This is a genomic window from uncultured Sphaerotilus sp. (assembly GCF_963924895.1).
Classification (GTDB): domain Bacteria; phylum Pseudomonadota; class Gammaproteobacteria; order Burkholderiales; family Burkholderiaceae_C; genus Sphaerotilus.
The window spans coordinates 12,781-31,538 of record NZ_CAWURG010000007.1 but is presented as its reverse complement, the minus strand read 5'-3'; the positions used below and the strand labels follow the sequence as shown (position 1 = coordinate 31,538).

Below are 18,758 nucleotides of genomic sequence, written 5' to 3'. Positions count from 1 at the left end.
TTTCAAAAATTCTGATTCCAGGTGGCCACCGGCCCGCTAGGATGCGGCGCACCTCCCACGACCCTGCTGCGCTGTGTTTGACGTCACACCTGAAGACATCCTCGGACTTGATGACGAGGCACTGCGCGAACTGGTTGGCCGGCTCTGCGAAGCCGAACTGGTGAGCCGGCGGCTGTCTCCACTTGCTGTGACCTGGGGCGGCAGCCAGACAGCCAAGGATGGCGGGATCGATGTTCGTGTGGCCCTGCCCGAAGGGACATCCATCGACGGCTTCGTGCCACGGTTCTCGACCGGTTTTCAGGTCAAGAAACCGGACATGGGGGCTGCCAAGATTGCTCTGGAGATGCGTCCTACCGGATCGATCCGTGCGGTGATCCAAGCTTTGGTGGACGAGGCAGGGGCTTACGTGATCGTCAGTTCGGCGGCATCGGTCTCCGCAAGTTCGCTCGATCGTCGATGCAAAGCCATGCGCTCTGCCTTGTCTGATGTAGATGGCGCCGATCGACTCCACCTCGACTTTTACGACCAGACCCGATTGGCCACCGCAGTCCGCCAACATCCGGGAATCATTGCCTGGGTCCGGCAGAAGGTCGGCCGGTCGCTGCCGGGCTGGCAGCCCTTTGGTGCGTGGTACGGTGGGGTTGAAGGTGTCGACGCAGAGTATCTGCTCGACGGTGCGCTCCGGCTGCATCTGGGGCATCGGATGGAGGAGCCAGCGCGGCCGGTCGCCGATGCGATCGATGAACTGAGAGACGAACTGCGTCAGCCCGGCAAGGTCGTGCGACTGGTCGGTCTGTCTGGAGTGGGCAAGACACGATTCGTGCAGGCCCTGTTCGATGACCGGGTGGGCAGTCGAGCTTTGCCGAGATCGCTGGCGGTCTATACCAATCTGGCGGACGACCCGGATCCCCAGCCGGTTGGCATGGCCTCCGATCTGCTTGCGCATCAGATGCCCGTCGTGCTGGTTGTGGATAACTGTCCTCCCGACTTGCACCGCCGGCTTTCGGAGCAATGCACAAAATCCGGCGGCACTGTGAGCGTCCTCACCGTCGAGTACGACGTGCGGGAGGACGAACTGCCTGAGAACACGCAAGTCGTGACACTCACGACAGCATCTCCTGACCTGATCGAAAAGCTGCTGAGTCGGCGGTTTCCCCACCTGTCGTCGGTGGACTCTCGAACGATTGCCGATGCATCTGGAGGCAATGCGCGTATCGCCGTTGCGCTCGCCGATACCGTGGAACGGACCGGAACGGTCGCCGGCTTGTCGGGCGGGGAGTTGTTCGATCGACTGTTCTGGCAGCGCTCTGCACCAGATGAAGGGCTGCGTCGTGCTGCGCAGGTTTGCGCGCTGGTCTACTCGTTCGATGGCGAAAGTACCGAGCCGGGAAGCGAGCTGGCCCGCCTGGCTGAATTGGCGGAACTGAGTGTCCCGGCCATCTACCGCCACGTTGGCGAGTTGAAGCGTCGTGACTTGGTTCAGAAGCGCGGTGTATGGCGCGCCGTCCTGCCACATGCACTCGCGAATCATCTGGCTGGGCGTGCGCTGGAAGACATCCCCCTCTCCACGATCGAGCGTCTGCTGGTCACGGACGGAACCGAGCGGCTGGCGCGATCGTTTTCCCGACGGCTGTCGTTCCTGCATCGCCATCCCAAGGCGGTGGAGCTTGCGAAAAGGTGGCTGGCGCCGGACGGCTTGCTCGGAAAGATTGCGGATCTGGATGAGTTCGGGGTCAAGCGGGCGATGTTCACGAACATCGCCCCGGTTTCCATGGAGGCCACGCTGGCCGCGTTGGAGCGTGTTGAACGTGAACGGTCACCTGACGATGCTGCAAAGACATGGCGGAAGCATCGGGGCTTGCTGCGCTCGCTCGCCTATGAGTCGGAGTTTTTCGAACGGTGTGCTCGGTTGCTTGTACAGGCCGCTGTATCGATCAAAGAGCACAACCATTCCAATGATCCACGGGGTGCCTTCGTTTCCTTGTTCGCGCCGAGCCTGTCAGGGACCCACGCTCCTCTTGAACAACGCCTGCGCGTCATCGAGTCCCTGTTGAAGGCGTCTGAAAAATCGCGCCAGTCTCTCGGGATCTCCGCGCTGGACAAGGTGCTTGAAACGTACTGCCACGCGTTCCAGCAATTCCAGTTTGGCGCGCGGCCACGAGACTATGGCTTCCAGCCACGAGACGATTCCGCAATCGCGCGCTGGTACGTCACCGCCCTTGGGTTCATCGAGCGATTGGCGTTGAAGGAGGGTGTGCTGGTCGAGGAACTGCGCGATCTGGTCGTGGGCAGATTCCGAAATCTCTGCTGGATCCCCGGGCTGACGGAGGAGTTGGACCAGTTCATGCGCCAACTGGCCACGAGCGAATTCTGGTGTGCCGGCTGGCTTGCCGTGCGTGATACGTTGAAGTTCGACAAAGGGGCCCTTTCTCCAGAGGTATCAGGCTGCCTTGAACGCTTGGCTGCACACCTCAGACCGTCCTCCCTGTCCGACGAGGTTCGCGTCGTGGCCAGCGGTGACCGGGCCGGCCGCTTCTATCTTGAAGATCTGGTCGATGACGAGGACTCGGATGGTGAGTCTGATCGGCTGAACCAGCTTGCTCGGACACTGGCCGCGCAGGTTCTGCATGACGAGTCCGTTTTTTCAGCGGTGTTGCCGGATTTGCTGCACGAAGGCACCCGGGTTTCGTACTTCGGACAAGGCCTTGCACAGGCCGCGTCTGATCACCGCGTCGTGTGGGACCGGATGGTGGCGGAATTCGGCCGGATCGATCCACTGCAACGCAGTTCACGACTCTTGCGTGGGTTTCTGCATCGCCTGTGGGAACTTGACCGAGAGAAGGCGGAAGAGTTGCTGGACGCTGCCGCCGAATGCCCGGTACTTCAGGACGAGCTACCGACATTGCATGTCGCAGGAACTCTGGAGGGGCGCGGCTTCGACAGGCTGATGCGCGTGCTCCGTGCAGGGACGGTTTCTGCTTTGCAGTTCCGTAATCTAGCGTTGTGGAAGGTGACCGACCACCTCACGGGCAACCAGATGAAAGACCTGCTTCTGCTGTTGGCGGACAAGCCAGACGGGCTTGATGTGGCGCTGCAAGTCTTGGACGAGCGACTGCGCTCCGACCTCGTTGCGCAACGCCTGCCCGATGCTGATCTGCTCGACGCAGGCATCCATCTTGTTCACCGATCCACTTTCGAAAAGTCCAACGGGAATGAGGATCGAAGGCTCGCGCGCATCGTGAACACCTGCCTGGCTGGGGCTGAAGGTGAGCAGGCTGCCGTAGCCGCTGTCGTACGGTTGAGAACAGCCGTGGATGCAGGGCAAGCGAAGTTGTCCAGTTATTCGGGTGTTGCCCGCTCCCTGCTGAAGCTGCATCCGCGAGGTGTTCTGGATGTTTTTCTGCAAGGAGATACATCAGGTTGGTGGGCTGACGCTCTGGGCTATGGCCATGGTTACTCAACGCCGTCGGATGGCTTCCTGGTCGATGTCGTCGATCCTGCGGAACTTCTGGCTTGGTGCGACAAGGATCCGGAATGGCGCTATGCACGTGGAGCCTCGGTCGTCACATTTGCGAACCGACCAGTCTCGGATGGTCCCAAGGGCTGGACCGAACACGCCATCGCCCTCCTTCGAAACGCGCCAGTTCTTCAGCGCGTGCTGGAGGTGTTCATCAAGCGATTCCGCCCAACAAGTTGGAGCGGCTCGCGTGCAGCCCTGATTGAAGAAAACGCCCGCTTGCTGGACAGCCTGGAGCCGCATGTTCTATCCAGCCTCTTGCCATTCGTGACTGAAACCAAGACCCGGCTTGTGCAAGAGATCGCGCAGGAACGGAAGTGGGAGACAGAGCGAGACCGCGCCCAAGACGAGCGATTCGAGTGAACCCCTCCACCTCGGTGTCGTCCTGATCTCGGCATACTCCCCGCCATGCCCGAAACACCCCCCCACCGCCACTACCTCCCCCACGACACCCTCCTGACCGTCGTCCGCCACACCCCGCTGGTCTCGATCGACCTCGTCTGCCGCAACGCCCGCGGCGAGGTACTGCTGGGCCTGCGCCAGAACCGCCCGGCGCAGGGCACCTGGTTCGTCCCCGGCGGACGCATCCTCAAGGACGAGCGTGTGGCCGAGGCGCTGCGCCGCATCGCTGCCGCCGAACTCGGCTTCCACCCGGACGAGGTCGCCGCCGCCCGGCCGCTGGGCGTGTTCGAGCACCTCTACCCCGACAACTTCTCCGGCACCGAGGACGTGACGACGCACTACGTCGTGCTCGCCTACGAGGTGACCGTCGGCGGGGACTCTGTCCGCTCGCTCGACAGCCAGCACAGCGCGCTGCAGTGGTGGCCGGTGGACGCGCTGCTCGCCAACGACGCGGTGCACGTCAACACCCGCGCCTACTTCGACGACTCGATCGACTGCACCCGCACCCCATGACGGCGCCCGCGCTGTCCCGGCCGCAGCTCTACGCCATCGTCTTCATCGAGGGCTTCTGCTCGCTCGGCGCCGAGGTGCTCGCGCTGCGGCAGCTCGTGCCGCACCTGGGCAGCTCCATCATCGTCACCGCCCCGACGATCGGGCTGTTCCTGCTCGCGCTGGCTCTCGGGTACCACACGGGGGCCAAGGTCGAGCGGGACTACCTCGCCGCCGTGTCGCGCAACTTCCTGTGGTCGGCGGTGATCTGCGGGGTGGGGCTGGCGGGGGTGAGCGTGGACGGGCTGTTCGCGGGGATGCCGTCGCCGTGGCTGGCCTACCTCGTCTTCATGGCGGCCGTGCTGTGTCCGCTGGCGTGGCTGCTGGGCCAGACCGTGCCCATCCTCACCAACCTGATGCAACACGCCCGGGCCGGCGAGTCGAGCGGCTACGCGCTGTATTACTCGACGCTCGGCTCCTTCCTCGGCTCGGTGACGCTGTCGCTGGGGGTGATGCAGTGGCTGGGCGTGTCGGCGGCGGTGTCGGTGTGCGCGGCGCTGCTGGTGGTCGGCTACGGGCTGGTGAGCGCCCGCAGCGGCCGCACGGCGCTGACGGCGGCGGCGCTGCTGGCGCTGATCGGCGTGGGCCATCTGTGGCTGCGGCCGGGGATCGACACGGCCTACGCGAGCTACAGCGTCGTGCCGGTGCAGCTCGACGGCGCGGTCCACCCGCGCGCGTTCAAGAGCAACAACTCCATCGCCTCGCTGATCGACGAGAGCACGCCGCCGCACTACGCCCGCTACGTCAGCCACATCCGCCGCGTGCTGCTGGAGGACTTCGGCTTCCGCGACCGGCCGATCCTGGTGCTGGGCGCGGGCGGCTTCACGCTGTCGCACCGCGAGACTGAGAACCGCTACACCTACGTGGACATCGACCCCGCGATCCGCGCCATCGCGGAGCAGCACTTCCTCGGCGAAGCGGCGCGCGGCGAGTTCATCGTGGACGACGCGCGGCGTTTCGTGGCGCGCACCGACCGGCGCTTCGACGCCGCGGTGGTCGATGTCTACAGTTCGCACACCTCGATCCCCGGCCACCTCGTCACGCGCGAGTTCTGGCAGAGCACGCGCCGGGTGCTGACCGCCGACGGCGTGCTGATCGCCAACCTGATCCTCGACGGCCAGCTCGCCACGCCCTACGCCCGCAACCTGCTGGCGACGATCGAGAGCGTGTACGGCCGCTGCGCGGTGGAGGTGCTGCACCGCCGACAGCCGCTGAGCAACGTGGTCGTCGTGTGCCACGCGCGCAGCGAGGTGCAGCCGACCAGCGTGTACGTGGACGAGCGCAACGCGGCGGACCTCGATCTGGCGCGTTCCCGATGACCCCTTCGCAGCGGCCCCGCGCCGTGCTCACCAGCGTGTTCTTCGCCTTCGCGTTCGGTCTCGGGCTGTTCGCCGGCGCGATTCCGACGCTGATGCGCCAGACCGGTCTCGACACCGCCGGCCTCGGGCTGGCGCTGACGCTGCACAGCGCGGCCTACGTCGGCGCGATGACCGTGGGCGGGCGGCTGCTGCGCCGCATCGAGGTGCGGCGGTTGATGCGCTGGGTGCTGGTGCTGCACGCGCTGACCTTCGTGGCGCTGTTTGCCGCCGGCTCGCCGCTGGCGCTGACGGCGAGCCTGGTCGCGCTCGGCCTGACCGCCGGCACCGTCGATCTGGCGATGAACACCGATGGCACGGCGCTGGAGCGCGAGGCGGGCCGGCCGGTGCTGATCCGGATGCACGCAGCGGCGTCCGCGGCGTTCGCGGTCGGCGCGATCAGCGGCAGCGTGGTGGCGAGCCAGTTCGGGGCGCTGGCGTGCGCGGGGCTGGCTGTGCTGTCGATCGCGCCCGTGGTGTGGGCGTTGACACGGATCCCGCCGAGGGTGACGGCGGCGCTTGGGGCGCCGTCATCGACGGATGCCGCGGTCGCACCTTCACGCGCCCATCTCGGGCTGCCCGTGGTACTGCTCGGTGTGGTGCTGGGGATCTGCATCGCCGCCGAGATCACCGCGCAGATGTGGTCGGCGCAGTTCCTGGCGCAGCAGGGCGGGCCGAACCCGGCGCTGGCCGGTGCAGGTGCGGCGCTGTTCGCTGGCTGTCAGGCCATCGTGCGCAGCCTGGGCGACACGCTGCGGCATCGCTTCGACGACCACCGCGTCATCACCGTGTCGCTGGTGCTGGCCGCGCTCGGCTTTGCGGCGGTGGCGCTGGCGGACGGGTTCACCAGCAGCGTGCTCGGCTTCGCGCTGGTGGGGGTGGGGACGGCGTGTGTCGTGCCGTGCTGCTTCGCGCTGGTGGCCAAGCAGGCGCCGCAGCGCTCGGCCGATGCGCTGGGCGTGGCCTCGCTGGTGGCCGGTGCGCTGCGGCTGCCGACGCCGCTGTGCCTCGGCTTCGTCGCCGCGACGTGGTCGGATGCGGTGGCCTTTGGCGGGATCGCGGGGCTGCTGGCGGCGGGGGTGGTGCTGGTGGTGTGGATGCACCGGCGGCCGGCGCCAGGGGCCGCTGCGGTCAGCGCCCCAGATCCTTCGCGCTGACCCCCGCGATGCCCCAGTTCTCCTTGGGCATGTCGTGGATCCAGACGCGGATGGCTTCCTTCGGGGCGCCGACGGCTTCGTGCAGCGCCTGCGTGACCTTCTCGATCACGGCGCGCTTCTGGTCTTCGGTGCGGCCTTCGAGCATGTAGATCTGGGCGAATGGCATGGGGTTCTCCTTGAAGATCAGGCGGCGGCGCGCTGGCGGGCCATGGTGATGGCGGTGTCCTCGATCATGTCTTCCTGGCCACCGACCATCTTGCGGCGGCCGAGTTCGACCAGGATGTCGCGGGCGGGGATGCCGTACTTCTTCTCGGCGCGCTTGGCGAAGAGCAGGAAGCTCGAATAGACCCCCGCGTAGCCCAGCGTCAGCGAGTCGCGGTCGATGCGGATGATGTGGTCCATGATCGGCACGACGAGGTCTTCGGCCACGTCCTGGATCTTGAACACGTCCACGCCGGTCTCGATGCCCATGCGCTCGCAGACCGCGATGAACACCTCCATCGGCGTGTTGCCCGCGCCGGCGCCGAGGCCTGCAGCGGCTGCGTCGATGCGGTTCGCGCCGGCCTCGACCGCGGCGATCGAGTTCGCCACACCCATCGCCAGGTTGTGGTGGCCGTGGAAGCCGAGTTCGGTCTCGGGCCTCAGCGCCGCGCGCACCGCGCCGAGGCGCGCCTTCACGTCCTCGGGCAGCATGTAGCCGGCCGAGTCGGTGATGTAGAGGCAGTTGGCGCCGTAGCTCTCCATCAGCTTCGCCTGCGTGACCAGCTTCTCCGGGCTGGCCATGTGGGCCATCATCAGGAAGCCGACCGTGTCCATGCCGAGCTTGCGGGCGTAGGTGATGTGCTGTTCGCTGACATCGGCTTCGGTGCAGTGGGTGGCCACGCGGATGGTGTGCACGCCGAGGTCGTGCGCCATCTGCAGGTGCTCGACGGTGCCGATGCCCGGCAGCAGCAGGGCGGAAACCTTGGCCTGCTTCATCAGCGGAATCACCGCGCCGAGGTATTCCTCGTCGGTGTGCGCCGGGAAGCCGTAGTTGACGCTGGAGCCGCCCAGGCCGTCGCCGTGGGTGACCTCGATCAGCGGCACGCCGGCCGCGTCCAGCCCGCAGGCGATCGAGCGCATCTGGTCGAGCGTCATCAGGTGGCGCTTGGGGTGCATCCCGTCGCGCAGCGTCATGTCGTGGACGGTGATCTTGCGGCCGTGCAGACCGGACAGCGGTGCAGTGGTGGTGGTCGTCATGGTGGTGTGTCTCCCTTCAGGCGGCCACGGCGGGCGCAGCGGGGGCGGTCGGCCGCAGGACCAGTTCGCCCTTGAGGATCTCCTCGGCGAACATCTCGGCGGTGCGGGCGGCGGCGGCGGTCATGATGTCGAGGTTGCCGGCGTACTTGGGCAGGTAGTCGCCCAGGCCCTCGACTTCGAGGTAGACCGACACCCGCTTGCCGTCGAACACCGGCCCGTTGACCAGCCGGTAGCCGGGCACGTACTTCTGTACCTCGGCCAGCATGGCGTGGACCGAGGCGGTGATGGCGGCCTGGTCCGGCTCGTCCTCGGTCAGGCAATGCACCGTGTCGCGCATGATCAGCGGCGGCTCGGCCGGGTTGATGACGATGATCGCCTTGCCCTTCTTCGCGCCGCCGACCTTCTCCACCGCGCCCGCGGTCGTGCGGGTGAACTCGTCGATGTTCTTGCGCGTGCCGGGGCCGACCGAGCGGCTCGACACGGTCGCGACGATCTCTCCGTAGGCGACCGGCTGCACGCGGCTGACCGCGGCGACCATCGGGATCGTCGCCTGCCCGCCGCAGGTGACCATGTTGACGTTCATCTCGCCGGAGCCGACGTGCGCCTTCAGGTTCACCGGCGGCACGCAGAACGGCCCGATCGCGGCCGGCGTCAGGTCGATCATCAGCGCGCCTTGTTCGTTCACCTTGCGCGAGTTCTCGGCGTGGACATAGGCCGAGGTGGCGTCGAAGACGATCTGCACGCCGTCCGCCTGCATGTGCGGAATCAGGCCGTCCACGCCGTCCGACGTGGTCTTGATGCCCATCTCGCGGGCGCGTTTCAGGCCGTCGGATTCGGGGTCGATGCCCACCATCCACACGGGTTCGAGCACGGCGGAGCGCTGCAGTTTGGCGAGCAGGTCGGTGCCGATGTTGCCGGGCCCGATCAGGGCGCACTTGATCTTGCGGTTCTGTGTCATGGGGAGCTTTCGGGGTTATTCGACAAAGCGCATCGACACGCTGCCCAGGTCCTGGAAGCGCACGTTCACGCTGTCGCCGGCCTTCACCGCGATGGCTTCCGTGACGCCGCCGGTCATGATGAAGGTGCCGGCGGGGATCTCCTGGCCGCGCGCGCCGAGGTGGTTGGCCATCATCGCGACCGCCGCCGCCGGGTGACCGAGCACCGCCGCACCGGCCGCCATCGACACGATCTGGCCGTTTTTCTCCAGCACCACGCCGAGCGTGCGCAGGTCGAGTTCCTCGACATTGCGCGAGCGCCCGCCGATCACGAAGCGCGAGGCCGAGGTGTTGTCGGCGACGACGCTCTTCAGGTCGAACTTGAAGTCGCGGTAGCGGCTGTCGATGATTTCCACCGCGGGCAGCACGAAGTCGATCGCCGCCATCACCGTGCCGACGTGGCAGCCAGGGCCCTTCAGCGGCGCCTTGGTGACGATGCAGATCTCGGCTTCCACCTTCGGGTGGATCAGCTCGGACATCCTGATCTCGCCGCCGTCCGGGCGCGCCATGTAGTCGCTGACGAAGCCGAAGCAGGGGGTGTCCACGCCCATCTGCTTCATCTTCGCGAACGAGGTCAGCCCGGCTTTCAGGCCGACGGTCTTGTTGCCGCGGGCTTCCTTGCGGCGGCGGATCTCGTCCTGGATCGCGTAGGCGTCGTCCCAGTCCATCTGGGGGTAGTCGTCGGTGATCTTGGTGATGTCGCGGGCGTTCAGCTCGGCGGCCTCGACGTGGAGGGCGAGCAGTTCGATGGTCTGGCGGTCGAGTTGCATGGTGTGGGTTCCGCTCTTGTCTCTCGGGGTTCAGATGAAGCGCACCGAGGTGCTGCCCAGGCCGCCGACGCTGCAGTGCAGGCTGTCGCCGGCTTTCACCGGGACCAGCGGCGACTGCGAGCCCGACAGGATCACGTCGCCCGCCTTGAGCGAGATGCCCAGCCGGCCGAGCGTGTTCGCGAGCCACGCCACGGCGTTGACCGGCGAGCCCTGGACGGACGCGCCGCACGAGGTGGAAATGATTTCGCCGTTCTTCTCCAGCACCATGCCGGCCAGCGCCAGGTCGAGGTCACGCGGGCTGCGGCGCGTGCCCCCCAGCGTCAGCACGCCACACGAGGCGTTGTCCGCGACGGTGTCCTGGATCTTGATCTTCCAGTCCTTGATGCGCGAATCGACGATCTCGAAACACGGCATCACGCAGTCGGTCGCGCGCAGCACGTCGGCCGCCGTCACGCCCGGGCCGGTCAGGTCGCGCGCCAGGATGAAAGCGACTTCCGCCTCGGCCTTGGGCGCGATCATCTTGGACGTGTCCACCGGCTCGCCCTCGTTGAACACCATGCCGGAGAGCAGGTGCCCGAAGTCCGGCTGGTTCACGCCGAGCATGTCCATCACCACCTTGCTCGTCACGCCGATCTTCTTGCCGATCACGACCTCGCCCGCGTCGAGGCGGCGCTGGATCATGCGGAGCTGGATCTGGTAGGCGTCGTCGATGGTGATGCCGGGTTCGCGGTTGGTCAGCGGCTCGACGGGGATGCGGCTGAGCAGCGAGGCGTACAGCTCGTCGCCGTAGCGCTGGATCGTCTGGGTGTCCATCATGGTGGGTGGTACTCGGTGGGGCGGGCGTGGCGGGCGTGGGTGCCCGCGTGCGCGGGCATGACGGTGTGTGGGGGGGTCAGCGGGCGGCGTTCGCGTCGGCTTCGGCGAGGAAGTTGGCGACCAGTTGCGCGAAGCGGGCGCTGTGCTCGATCTGCGTCCAGTGGCCGCAGTGGCCGAAGACGTGGAGCTGGCTGTTCGGGATCCAGTCGGCCAGCGTCAGCGAGTTGGACAGCGGGATGACCTGGTCCTCGCGGCCGTGGATCACCAGCGTTTCGTGGGGCAGGGCGCGGAGGGCGGCTTCCGGGCTGGCCATCGCATCGACCCAACGCTGGCGCGGTGACGGGAACATCGCGGAGAACGACTCCTGGAAGCCCGGCCGGATGCTGGCCTGGTAGCGCAACTCGGCCAGCTCGTCCGTGACCAGCGCGCGGCTGTACGCGAAGATGTCCAGCAGTCCGCGCATCGCCTCGAACGAAGGTTCGTAGCCCCAGACCGCGTCCAGCCCCGGCGTGATCGGGAAGGGCACGCCGGCCGCGCCCATCAGCACCAGCCGCCGCACCCGCTCTGGCGCCCGGATCGTCAGCGCCAGCGCCAGCGCGCCGCCGAAGGAGTTGCCCACCAGATCGACCTGCGGCAGCTCCAGCGCGTCCATCAGGTCCAGCGCCTGCTGTACCCAGGTGTCCATGATGTAGGCGGTGCCGGCCGGGCGGTCCGTGTAGCCGAAGCCGACCATGTCGGGCGCGATCACGCGGCGGGTCTGCGCCAGGCCGGGCATCACCAGCCGCCAGTTCGCCCAGGCCGACACGCCGGGGCCGGAGCCGTGGATGAAGAGCACCGGCGGCTGGCCAGGTGCGGCGCTGCCGAGGTCGTGGACGTTGGTGTCGAAGGTGCCGGTGCAGACGCGGCGGCCGAGTTCGGGGTTCATGGGCATGACCTTAGGTGCCGCACCTGATACTGTCCAATACCGAATAGTTCGATCTCGATACCACGGAGGTATGTCGCCATGGACCTCAAGCAGATGCGCTACTTCCTCGCCGTCGCCGAGGAGCGCCACCTGGGCCGCGCCGCCGAGCGCCTGCACATGGCGCAGCCGCCGCTGACCCGCCAGATCCACGCGCTGGAGGACGAACTCGGCGCGCCGCTGTTCACCCGCACGCCCAAGGGCATGGAGCTGACTGAGGCCGGGCAGACGCTGCTCGACGAGGTGCCGAACCTGCTGGCGCTGGCCCAGCGTGCCCGCGAGCGCACCCGCGCTGCCGGGCGCGGCGAGACTGGGCGGCTGGACGTGGGGCTGTTCGGCTCGGGCGTGCTGGACGTGATCCCGCGGCTGCTGGCGCGCTTCCACGCCGAGCGGCCGGACGTGCAGATCGTGCTGCACACGATGACCAAGGCCGAGCAGCTCGAAGCCCTGCGCGAGCGCCGCATCAGCGTCGGCTTCAACCGGCTGGTGCCGCCAGAGCCGGACCTGGTGATCGAGACCGTGCTGCGCGAGCAGATGCGCGTGGCGCTGCCCGAGGGACACCGGCTGTGCGCGCAGGCGTCGGTGCGCATCCCTGATCTGGTGGGCGAGCCGATGATCCTGTATCCGAACCTGCCGCTGCCGGGGCTGGCGCAGCAGGTGATGCAGGCCTTCGCGCAGGAGGGCACGCCGCTGCAGATCGAGCAGGAGGTCGAGGACGTGCTGACCGCCATCGCGCTGGTGGCCGGCGGTTTCGGCGCCTGCGTGACCACGGCCAGCAGCGAGAGCCTGCGCCTGCCGGGGGTCGTCTACCGGCCGCTGGATTGCGCGTACCTGCGCGACATTGAGCTGAGCTGCATCCACCGGCGGGGGGATGTGTCGCCGGTGCTGGGGGCGTTTCTGGCGGTGGTGCGTGGGTCCTCGCCTTCGCGAGGATGACGGGGAGAGGGCGGACTACTCGATCACCAGCCGGTCGATCCACCGCACCCCCGCCGCCACGTCATCGCGCAGCGCCGGCCGATACGGCGGCTTGTCCGCCTGCGCTGGCGGCGCGCTGATCAGGTTCAGGTCGATCGACTGCGGCCGCCCGACCAGCCCGGTGTCCGTGCGCTCCAGCTGGTAGTACAGCCCGTTCCACAGCTTCGCGCCGAACTCCTTGGGCAGCTTGAACAGGAACAGCAGGTGGTGCTCCAGCCACGTCAGGTCGGTCGGCGTCACCGTGCCTGGGTTCGGATACGGGTAGGGCACGTGGCAGCTCACCTCGCCGCCGCCTTCGACGCACTTGAATTCCTTCATCGACAGGAAATGGTCGGAGAACTTCGCGTGGTCCATGTGGACGGCGAAGGCCACCGTGCCGTCCGGGCGGGGCGTGAACTCCACGGTGCCGAGCGGCAGGCGCTGCTGGTCGCGGGTGATGGCGACGAGGGCCTTGGTGCCTTGCAGCTCCCAGGCGCTGGCCGCACCGGGCAGGGCACAGACCGAGGCCGTGGTCAGCAGCGCGAAGGCGGTCAGCGTGGTCAGGCGGGCGGGCTTGGGCATGGTCTGTCCTCGGGTGGGCGGTGAGGGGGCAGGCCACAGCGTAGCCGTTCCCACCTTGCCCGAACAGGCCGCGGCCGTGTCGCCGCGTCAGGCCGCCTGCTGCAGGCCGGCTGCTGCGCTGCTGCGCGACAGGATCTCGTCGACCAGCGTCTGCTTGAGCGCCTCGGCCTGTTCGTTGGCGCCCTGGCAGGTGCCCGCGGCATGGTGACCGCCGCCGCCGTGCTCCAGCATCAGCGCACCGATGTCCATGCGGTTGCGCCGGCCGAAGATGGACTTGCCCACGGTGTAGACGGTGTTGAGCTTCTCGCGGCCCCACAGGACGTGCATCGAGATGTCGCACTGCGGGAACATCGCGTAGACCACGAAGCGGTTGCCCGCGTAGATGACCTCCTCGTCGCGCAGGTCCAGCACCACCAGGTTGTCGCGCACCTGGGCGACGCGCCGGATCTGATCGCGGAACAGCGCGTGCTGCGAGAAGAACAGCTCAATGCGCTCGCGCACGTCCGGCAGCGCCAGGATCTCGTCGATGCGCATGTCCCGGCAGCACTCGATCAGCTTCATCATCAGCTGGTAGTTCGAGATGCGGAACTCGCGGAAGCGCCCGAGCCCGGTGCGGGCGTCCATCAGGAAAGACAGCAGCTCCCAGCCCTTGGGGTCGAGCACGTCGTCGCTGCTGAAACCGGCCGAGTCCGCCTTGTCCACGGCCTCCATCATCGCGTCGCTGACCCGTGGGAAGCGGGCCTTGCCGCCGAAGTGGTCATACACCACACGGGCCGCCGACTTGGCATCGGCCAGCAGCACATAGCCCGGCGTGTCCCGGCCCTGGTTGCGGATGGCCTCGCTGGCGTGGTGGTCGAAGCACAGGCCGCAGCCGGGCACGTAGGGGACGTTGGTGAGGATGTCGCGCGCGGTGACCGCCACCTTGCCGTCCTGCACGTCCTTGGGGTGGACGAAGGTGATGTCGTCGATCAGGTCCAGCTCGCGCAGCAGCACGGCGCAGACCAGGCCGTCCATGTCGCTGCGGGTCAGCAGGCGGTATTTTTGCGGGGTCGAAGAGGTCATGGTCAGGGGGTCCTGGTGAACGCGTGGATGTCGGACATATCGGCATCCGCGGACCTCGCTTGACGCCTGTGGGCCTATTCGGCCGCCGCGGCGATCAGCGCCGCCAGCGCCTGCGCGACATCCTCCGCCGACACCCCTTCACCCAGCGCCACGGGAGCCTCCGGCATGGCCGCCGCCCCTTCCGTTTTCAGCCGCTTCACCCAGTTCCCCGCATCGCGCCCGCCGGCAAACGCCTGGCTCTGCAGCAGCACGCGCCCGTCCGCCGCGGCGAGCTTGAAGTAGAACTGCCCGTCCGCCTCGCGGTACTGCTTGAACACGGCCAGCGCGGCCTTGTCCGCCTTCGCCGTGACCGTGGCGGCCACGGGCGCGGCGACCATGCGGCGCAGGCCCACCGCTTCACGCAGCTGCAGCAGCAGCGGCGCAGCTTCGGCGCGGGCCTTGGCGGCGCCAGCCATCAGGATCGCCTCCAGCTCGGCCGGCTGGGCGATCAGGGCCTCGTAGCGCGTCCGCATCGGCGCGAGTTCGCCGTTGATCAGCTCGAACAGCCGCTGCTTGGCCTCGCCCCAGCCCAGTCCCTGGCGCAGCGCGTCGCGGAAGGCGGCGTTCTGCGCGGGCGTGCCGAAAGCGTCGTGCAGCGTGACCAGCGCCGAGCCCTCGGGATCCTTCGGCTCGCCCGGCAGCTTCGAGTCGGTGACGATGCGCGCGATCGCGTCCTTCAGCGCCTTCGCGCCGCCTTCGAACAGCGGGATCGTGTTGTCGTAGCTCTTGCTCATCTTGCGGCCGTCGAGGCCGGGCAGCAGCGCCATCTCGGCCTCGACCACGGCTTCCGGCAGCACGAAGAAGTCCGTGCCTTGGCCGTAGAGGTGGTTGAAGCGCTGCGCCACGTCGCGCGCCATCTCGATGTGCTGGATCTGGTCGCGGCCGACCGGGATCTGGTGGGCGTTGAACATCAGGATGTCGGCGGCCATCAGGATCGGGTAGCTGAACAGGCCCATCGTGATGCCGGCGTCCACGTCCTCGCCGGCGGCCAGGTTCGCGTCCGCAGCGGCCTTGTAGGCGTGGGCGCGGTTCATCTGGCCCTTGGCGGTGACGCAGGTCAGCAGCCAGGTCAGCTCGGGGATCTCGGGGATGTCGCTCTGGCGGTAGAGCGTGACGCGCGCGGGGTCGAGGCCTGCCGCCAGCCAGGTCGCGGCCAGCTCCAGCCGCGAGCGCTCGATGCGCAGCGGGTCGTCGCACTTGATCAGTGCGTGGTAATCGGCGAGGAAGAAGAAGCTCTCGACGTCGGTGCGGCGGCTGGCGATCACGCAGCGCCGGATCGCGCCGACGTAGTTGCCGAGGTGGGGGGTGCCGGTGGTGGTGATGCCGGTCAGGACGCGGGTGGGCATGGTGGGCTGGTGCGGGAGCGACAAGGAAAACCCCGATTGTGACCGGACCCCGCCACCCCGCGCCGCCCGCTCAGCCCTGTGCCTCCGGGCGCGGCTGGTAGCGCGGAAAGGCCTGCGCCATCGCCTGGTAGGCCTGCCGCTCGTCCTCGGTGGTGGCCGGGGGCAGGGCGATGTGCAGCACCGCGTAGAGGTCGCCGGCCGGGTGACCGGGCAGGCCGCGGCCCTTCAGGCGCAGCCGGCGGCCCGGCGTCGAGCCGGGCGGAATCGTGAGCTGGACGTCGCCTTCCGGCGTCGGCGCGGTGACGGTGGCGCCGAGCACGGCTTCCCAGGGCGCCGTGGGCAGATCGACCTGCACGTCGCGCCCGTCGACGCGGAACAGCGGATGCGGCTGCAGCGTGATGTCGAGGTAGAGGTCGCCCGCGGCGGCTCCGTCTTCGCCCGCACCGCCCTGGCCGGCCAGCCGCAGGCGTTGTCCGGGGCGCACGCCTTTCGGGATGTCCACCTCTAGGTGCCGGGTCTGCAGCGAGGCCCGTCCCGCGGCATCAACCACCGGGAGGCGCAGCGAGACCGTGCGCCGCGCCCCTTGGTAGAGGTCGATCAGCGCGACCTCCAGCCCGGCGTGGTGGTCGCGGCCGGGGACTGGCTCGCGGTAGCGCGGGCCTTCGCGCCGCCGTGAGCGTCCGGCGGCGCGGGCGAACATCGCCTCGAAGGGGTCTTCTTCCTGGCGGTGCGCCTCGGCGGAGGCTTGCGCGTATTCGCGGTCGAGCGCGTGCTGGCGCCAGGCCTCGTCGTGGGCGGCGCGGCGGTCGGTGTCGATCAGGGCTTCGTGGGCCTCGGCGGCCGCCATGAACTGCTCCTGCGCATTGGGTTCCTGGCTGACGTCCGGGTGGAACTTGCGCGCCAGCTTGCGGTAGGCCTTGCGGATCTCGTCGTGCGTGGCGGTGCGGGCCACGCCGAGGGTGGCGTAGTGGTCCTTGGGGCCGGAGGCCCCGGACGGGCTGGCGTGCGTCATGCGGTGTGGGGGAGGTTCGTGTGGGTCCGTTTTAGCGGTGCCGCTGGACGGTGTCTGTTCGTCATCGCACAGACTGGCCCGCCGGGACCGGCGCACGCTGGATGCCTGCCCATCCGACCGGACCACCACCATGCCCACTGCAGCCGCCCAGATCGTCCACCACGCCGTGGTCCGCACCGACCACCAGCAGGCCCAGGTGCTGCGTTTCGACGAGACGCAGGTGCAGGCGCAGACCGTGCACCTGCAGGCCTACACCACCGCGCAGCACAAGAGCAGCGTGCGCTCGGAGCACGAGTTCTTCGGCGCGGTCTGCGATGCGCTCGACGGCATCGCGCAGGTGCTGGTCACCGGCACGCACACCGCGCTGGCCGATTTCCGCCACTACGTCGACAAGCACCGCCCGCACCTCGCCGCCCACCTCGTCGGCTACGAGGTGGTGGACCACCCGACCGATCCCCAGCTGGTGGCGCTGGCGCGGGCGTTCTTCGAGCGCCAGGACCGGCTGGGGGCGGACGGGATGCTCAGAGCTTGACCATCACGTTGCGCAGCTCGGTGTAGAACTCCAGCGAGTGCACCCCGCCCTCGCGCCCGATGCCTGATGCCTTCGCGCCGCCGAACGCGGTGCGCAGGTCGCGCAGGAACCAGGAGTTGATCCAGCAAAGCCCGACCTCGACCGCCGCGGCCATGCGGTGCGCGGTGCCGAGGTTCTGCGTCCACACCGTCGTGGCCAGGCCGTAGTCGGTGGCGTTGGCCAGCGCGATGGCTTCTTCCTCGGTGTCGAAGGGCGCGATGTGGCAGCAGGGGCCGAAGACCTCCTCGCGCACCACGCTGGCGGTCTCGGGCAGGCCGGTCCAGATCGTCGGCTGCACCCAGTGGCCTTCCGCCAGCGCGCCGGGCATGTCGGGCACCCCGCCGCCGGTGACCACCGTCGCGCCTTCGGCCACGGCCTTGGCGTAGTAGCACAGCACCTTCTGCTTGTGCTCGGCCGAGATCAGCGGGCCGAGGCCCACGCCGGGCTGCTCGCTCGGGCCGACCTTGAGCGCTTCGGCCTTCTCCTTGAGCGCCGCGACGAACTGGTCGAAGATCGGCCGCTGCACGTAGACGCGCTCGGTGCCGAGGCAGACTTGGCCGCAGTTCTCGAAGGCCGAACGCGTGATGCCGGCGACCGCCTTGTCGAAGTCGCAGTCGGCGAAGACGATGCCGGCGTTCTTGCCGCCCAGCTCGAAGGACACCGGCCGAACACCCTTGGCCGCCGCCGCCATGATCGCCTCGCCCGTGCGCGTCTCGCCGGTGAAGGTGATGCCGTTGACGCCCGGGTGTTTCGTCAGGAACTCGCCCGCCGAGCTAGGACCGAAGCCGTGCAGCACGTTGTACACACCCGGGGGCACACCCACCGCATTCATCACCTCGCCCAGCAGCGTCGCGGTGGCGGGCGTTTCCTCGGACGGCTTGACGATCACCGTGTTGCCGCAGGCCAGCGCCGGGCCGACCTTCCACGTCATCAGCAGCAGCGGCAGGTTCCACGGACACACCACCGCGACCACGCCCAGCGGCGAGCGCACGGCGTAGCTCACCGCGGTGCCGCCGTCCGGCGTGGTCATCTGGAAGCTCTCGGTCGGCACGTTCTTGATGATGTCGGCGAAGACCTTGAAGTTGGCCGCGCCGCGCGGGATGTCGATGTGCGAGGCCAGGCTCAGCGGCTTGCCGGTGTCGGCGATCTCGGCCTGCAGGAAGTCGTCGAAGCGGCGGTTGATCTCGTCGGCGACGGCGTAGAGCATGTCCACGCGCTTGACCACGCTCATGCGGCCCCAGTCGCCCTTGAGCGCGGCGCGGGCGCCGGCGACGGCCGCGTTCACCTCGGCCTGACCCGCCTCGTGCACGAGGCCCAGGATCCGGTTATCCACAGGCGCGCGGTTCTCGAAGGTCTTGCCGGTGGCGACAAATTCGCCGTTGATGAAATTCAGGAATTGCTTCACGTTCAGGCCTGTGGATAACTGGGTTG

The 18,758-nt window shown here is 68.1% G+C and carries 17 protein-coding genes; 6 read left to right on the top strand and 11 right to left on the bottom strand.

Annotated features, from left to right (window positions below):
- The first annotated feature begins 73 nt into the window (after positions 1–73).
- From AABN02_RS03155 to AABN02_RS03140, 4 genes are read left to right on the top strand one after another with little or no spacing between them, the layout of a single operon-like run.
- Positions 74–3,880: a hypothetical protein gene (locus AABN02_RS03155; RefSeq protein WP_338413468.1), complete on the top strand. Its 3,807-nt coding sequence runs from the start codon at positions 74–76 to the stop codon at positions 3,878–3,880.
- Between the two features lie 45 nt (positions 3,881–3,925).
- Positions 3,926–4,432 (top strand): GDP-mannose mannosyl hydrolase, encoded by a 507-nt coding sequence (locus AABN02_RS03150; RefSeq protein ID WP_338413467.1) that lies wholly within the window; start codon positions 3,926–3,928, stop codon positions 4,430–4,432.
- Entirely contained in the window at positions 4,429–5,787 is a 1,359-nt protein-coding gene (locus tag AABN02_RS03145; RefSeq protein ID WP_338413466.1) for a fused MFS/spermidine synthase, read from the top strand. The genes AABN02_RS03150 and AABN02_RS03145 overlap by 4 nt, the downstream gene beginning before the upstream one ends.
- Entirely contained in the window at positions 5,784–6,980 is a 1,197-nt protein-coding gene (locus AABN02_RS03140; protein ID WP_338413465.1) for an MFS transporter, read from the top strand. Before AABN02_RS03145 ends, AABN02_RS03140 begins: the two co-directional genes overlap by 4 nt.
- On the opposite strand, the gene AABN02_RS03135 is transcribed toward AABN02_RS03140, so the two are convergent.
- The 6 genes from AABN02_RS03135 to AABN02_RS03110 form a co-directional block, all read right to left on the bottom strand.
- Positions 6,955–7,146, bottom strand: coding sequence for a 2-hydroxymuconate tautomerase (locus tag AABN02_RS03135; protein WP_179633419.1), 192 nt, complete (start codon positions 7,144–7,146; stop codon positions 6,955–6,957). The two genes, AABN02_RS03140 and AABN02_RS03135, sit on opposite strands and share 26 nt — an antisense overlap.
- A gap of 17 nt (positions 7,147–7,163) precedes the next feature.
- Positions 7,164–8,219 carry a 4-hydroxy-2-oxovalerate aldolase gene (gene dmpG, locus AABN02_RS03130; protein WP_338413464.1) on the bottom strand — a complete coding sequence of 352 codons (1,056 nt, stop codon included), beginning with the start codon at positions 8,217–8,219 and terminating at the stop codon, positions 7,164–7,166.
- A 16-nt stretch (positions 8,220–8,235) separates the two neighbouring features.
- A complete protein-coding gene (locus AABN02_RS03125) occupies positions 8,236–9,177 on the bottom strand; it encodes an acetaldehyde dehydrogenase (acetylating) (protein ID WP_338413463.1) in 942 nt (313 codons plus the stop codon).
- Between the two features lie 15 nt (positions 9,178–9,192).
- Entirely contained in the window at positions 9,193–9,984 is a 792-nt protein-coding gene (gene dmpH, locus AABN02_RS03120) for a 2-oxo-3-hexenedioate decarboxylase (protein ID WP_338413462.1), read from the bottom strand.
- 30 nt (positions 9,985–10,014) lie between these two features.
- The gene (gene dmpE, locus AABN02_RS03115; RefSeq protein ID WP_338413461.1) at positions 10,015–10,797 is read right to left on the bottom strand and encodes a 2-oxopent-4-enoate hydratase; all 783 of its coding nucleotides are present in this window, start codon (positions 10,795–10,797) and stop codon (positions 10,015–10,017) included.
- 79 nt (positions 10,798–10,876) lie between these two features.
- Positions 10,877–11,731 (bottom strand): alpha/beta hydrolase, encoded by an 855-nt coding sequence (locus AABN02_RS03110; RefSeq protein ID WP_338413460.1) that lies wholly within the window; start codon positions 11,729–11,731, stop codon positions 10,877–10,879.
- 72 nt (positions 11,732–11,803) lie between these two features.
- Here AABN02_RS03110 and AABN02_RS03105 point away from each other — a divergent pair, with 72 nt between their 5' ends.
- Entirely contained in the window at positions 11,804–12,697 is an 894-nt protein-coding gene (locus AABN02_RS03105; protein ID WP_338413459.1) for a LysR substrate-binding domain-containing protein, read from the top strand.
- Between the two features lie 15 nt (positions 12,698–12,712).
- Here AABN02_RS03105 and AABN02_RS03100 read toward each other — a convergent pair whose 3' ends face one another.
- The 4 genes from AABN02_RS03100 to AABN02_RS03085 all read right to left on the bottom strand — a co-directional run bounded on the left by AABN02_RS03100 (position 12,713) and on the right by AABN02_RS03085 (position 16,756).
- Positions 12,713–13,297 carry a hypothetical protein gene (locus AABN02_RS03100; protein WP_338413458.1) on the bottom strand — a complete coding sequence of 195 codons (585 nt, stop codon included), beginning with the start codon at positions 13,295–13,297 and terminating at the stop codon, positions 12,713–12,715.
- Positions 13,298–13,384: 87 nt separating this feature from the next.
- Positions 13,385–14,359, bottom strand: coding sequence for an exopolyphosphatase (locus AABN02_RS03095; RefSeq protein WP_338413457.1), 975 nt, complete (start codon positions 14,357–14,359; stop codon positions 13,385–13,387).
- A 74-nt stretch (positions 14,360–14,433) separates the two neighbouring features.
- Positions 14,434–15,744, bottom strand: coding sequence for a tryptophan--tRNA ligase (locus AABN02_RS03090; protein WP_338413456.1), 1,311 nt, complete (start codon positions 15,742–15,744; stop codon positions 14,434–14,436).
- 70 nt (positions 15,745–15,814) lie between these two features.
- Positions 15,815–16,756: a DnaJ C-terminal domain-containing protein gene (locus AABN02_RS03085; RefSeq protein WP_338413455.1), complete on the bottom strand. Its 942-nt coding sequence runs from the start codon at positions 16,754–16,756 to the stop codon at positions 15,815–15,817.
- 130 nt (positions 16,757–16,886) lie between these two features.
- On the opposite strand from AABN02_RS03085, the gene AABN02_RS03080 reads away from it, so the two are divergent.
- Entirely contained in the window at positions 16,887–17,288 is a 402-nt protein-coding gene (locus AABN02_RS03080) for a hypothetical protein (protein ID WP_338413454.1), read from the top strand.
- On the opposite strand, the gene AABN02_RS03075 is transcribed toward AABN02_RS03080, so the two are convergent.
- The gene (locus AABN02_RS03075) at positions 17,278–18,732 is read right to left on the bottom strand and encodes a 2-hydroxymuconic semialdehyde dehydrogenase (protein WP_338413453.1); all 1,455 of its coding nucleotides are present in this window, start codon (positions 18,730–18,732) and stop codon (positions 17,278–17,280) included. The two genes, AABN02_RS03080 and AABN02_RS03075, sit on opposite strands and share 11 nt — an antisense overlap.
- Positions 18,733–18,758: the final 26 nt, after the last annotated feature.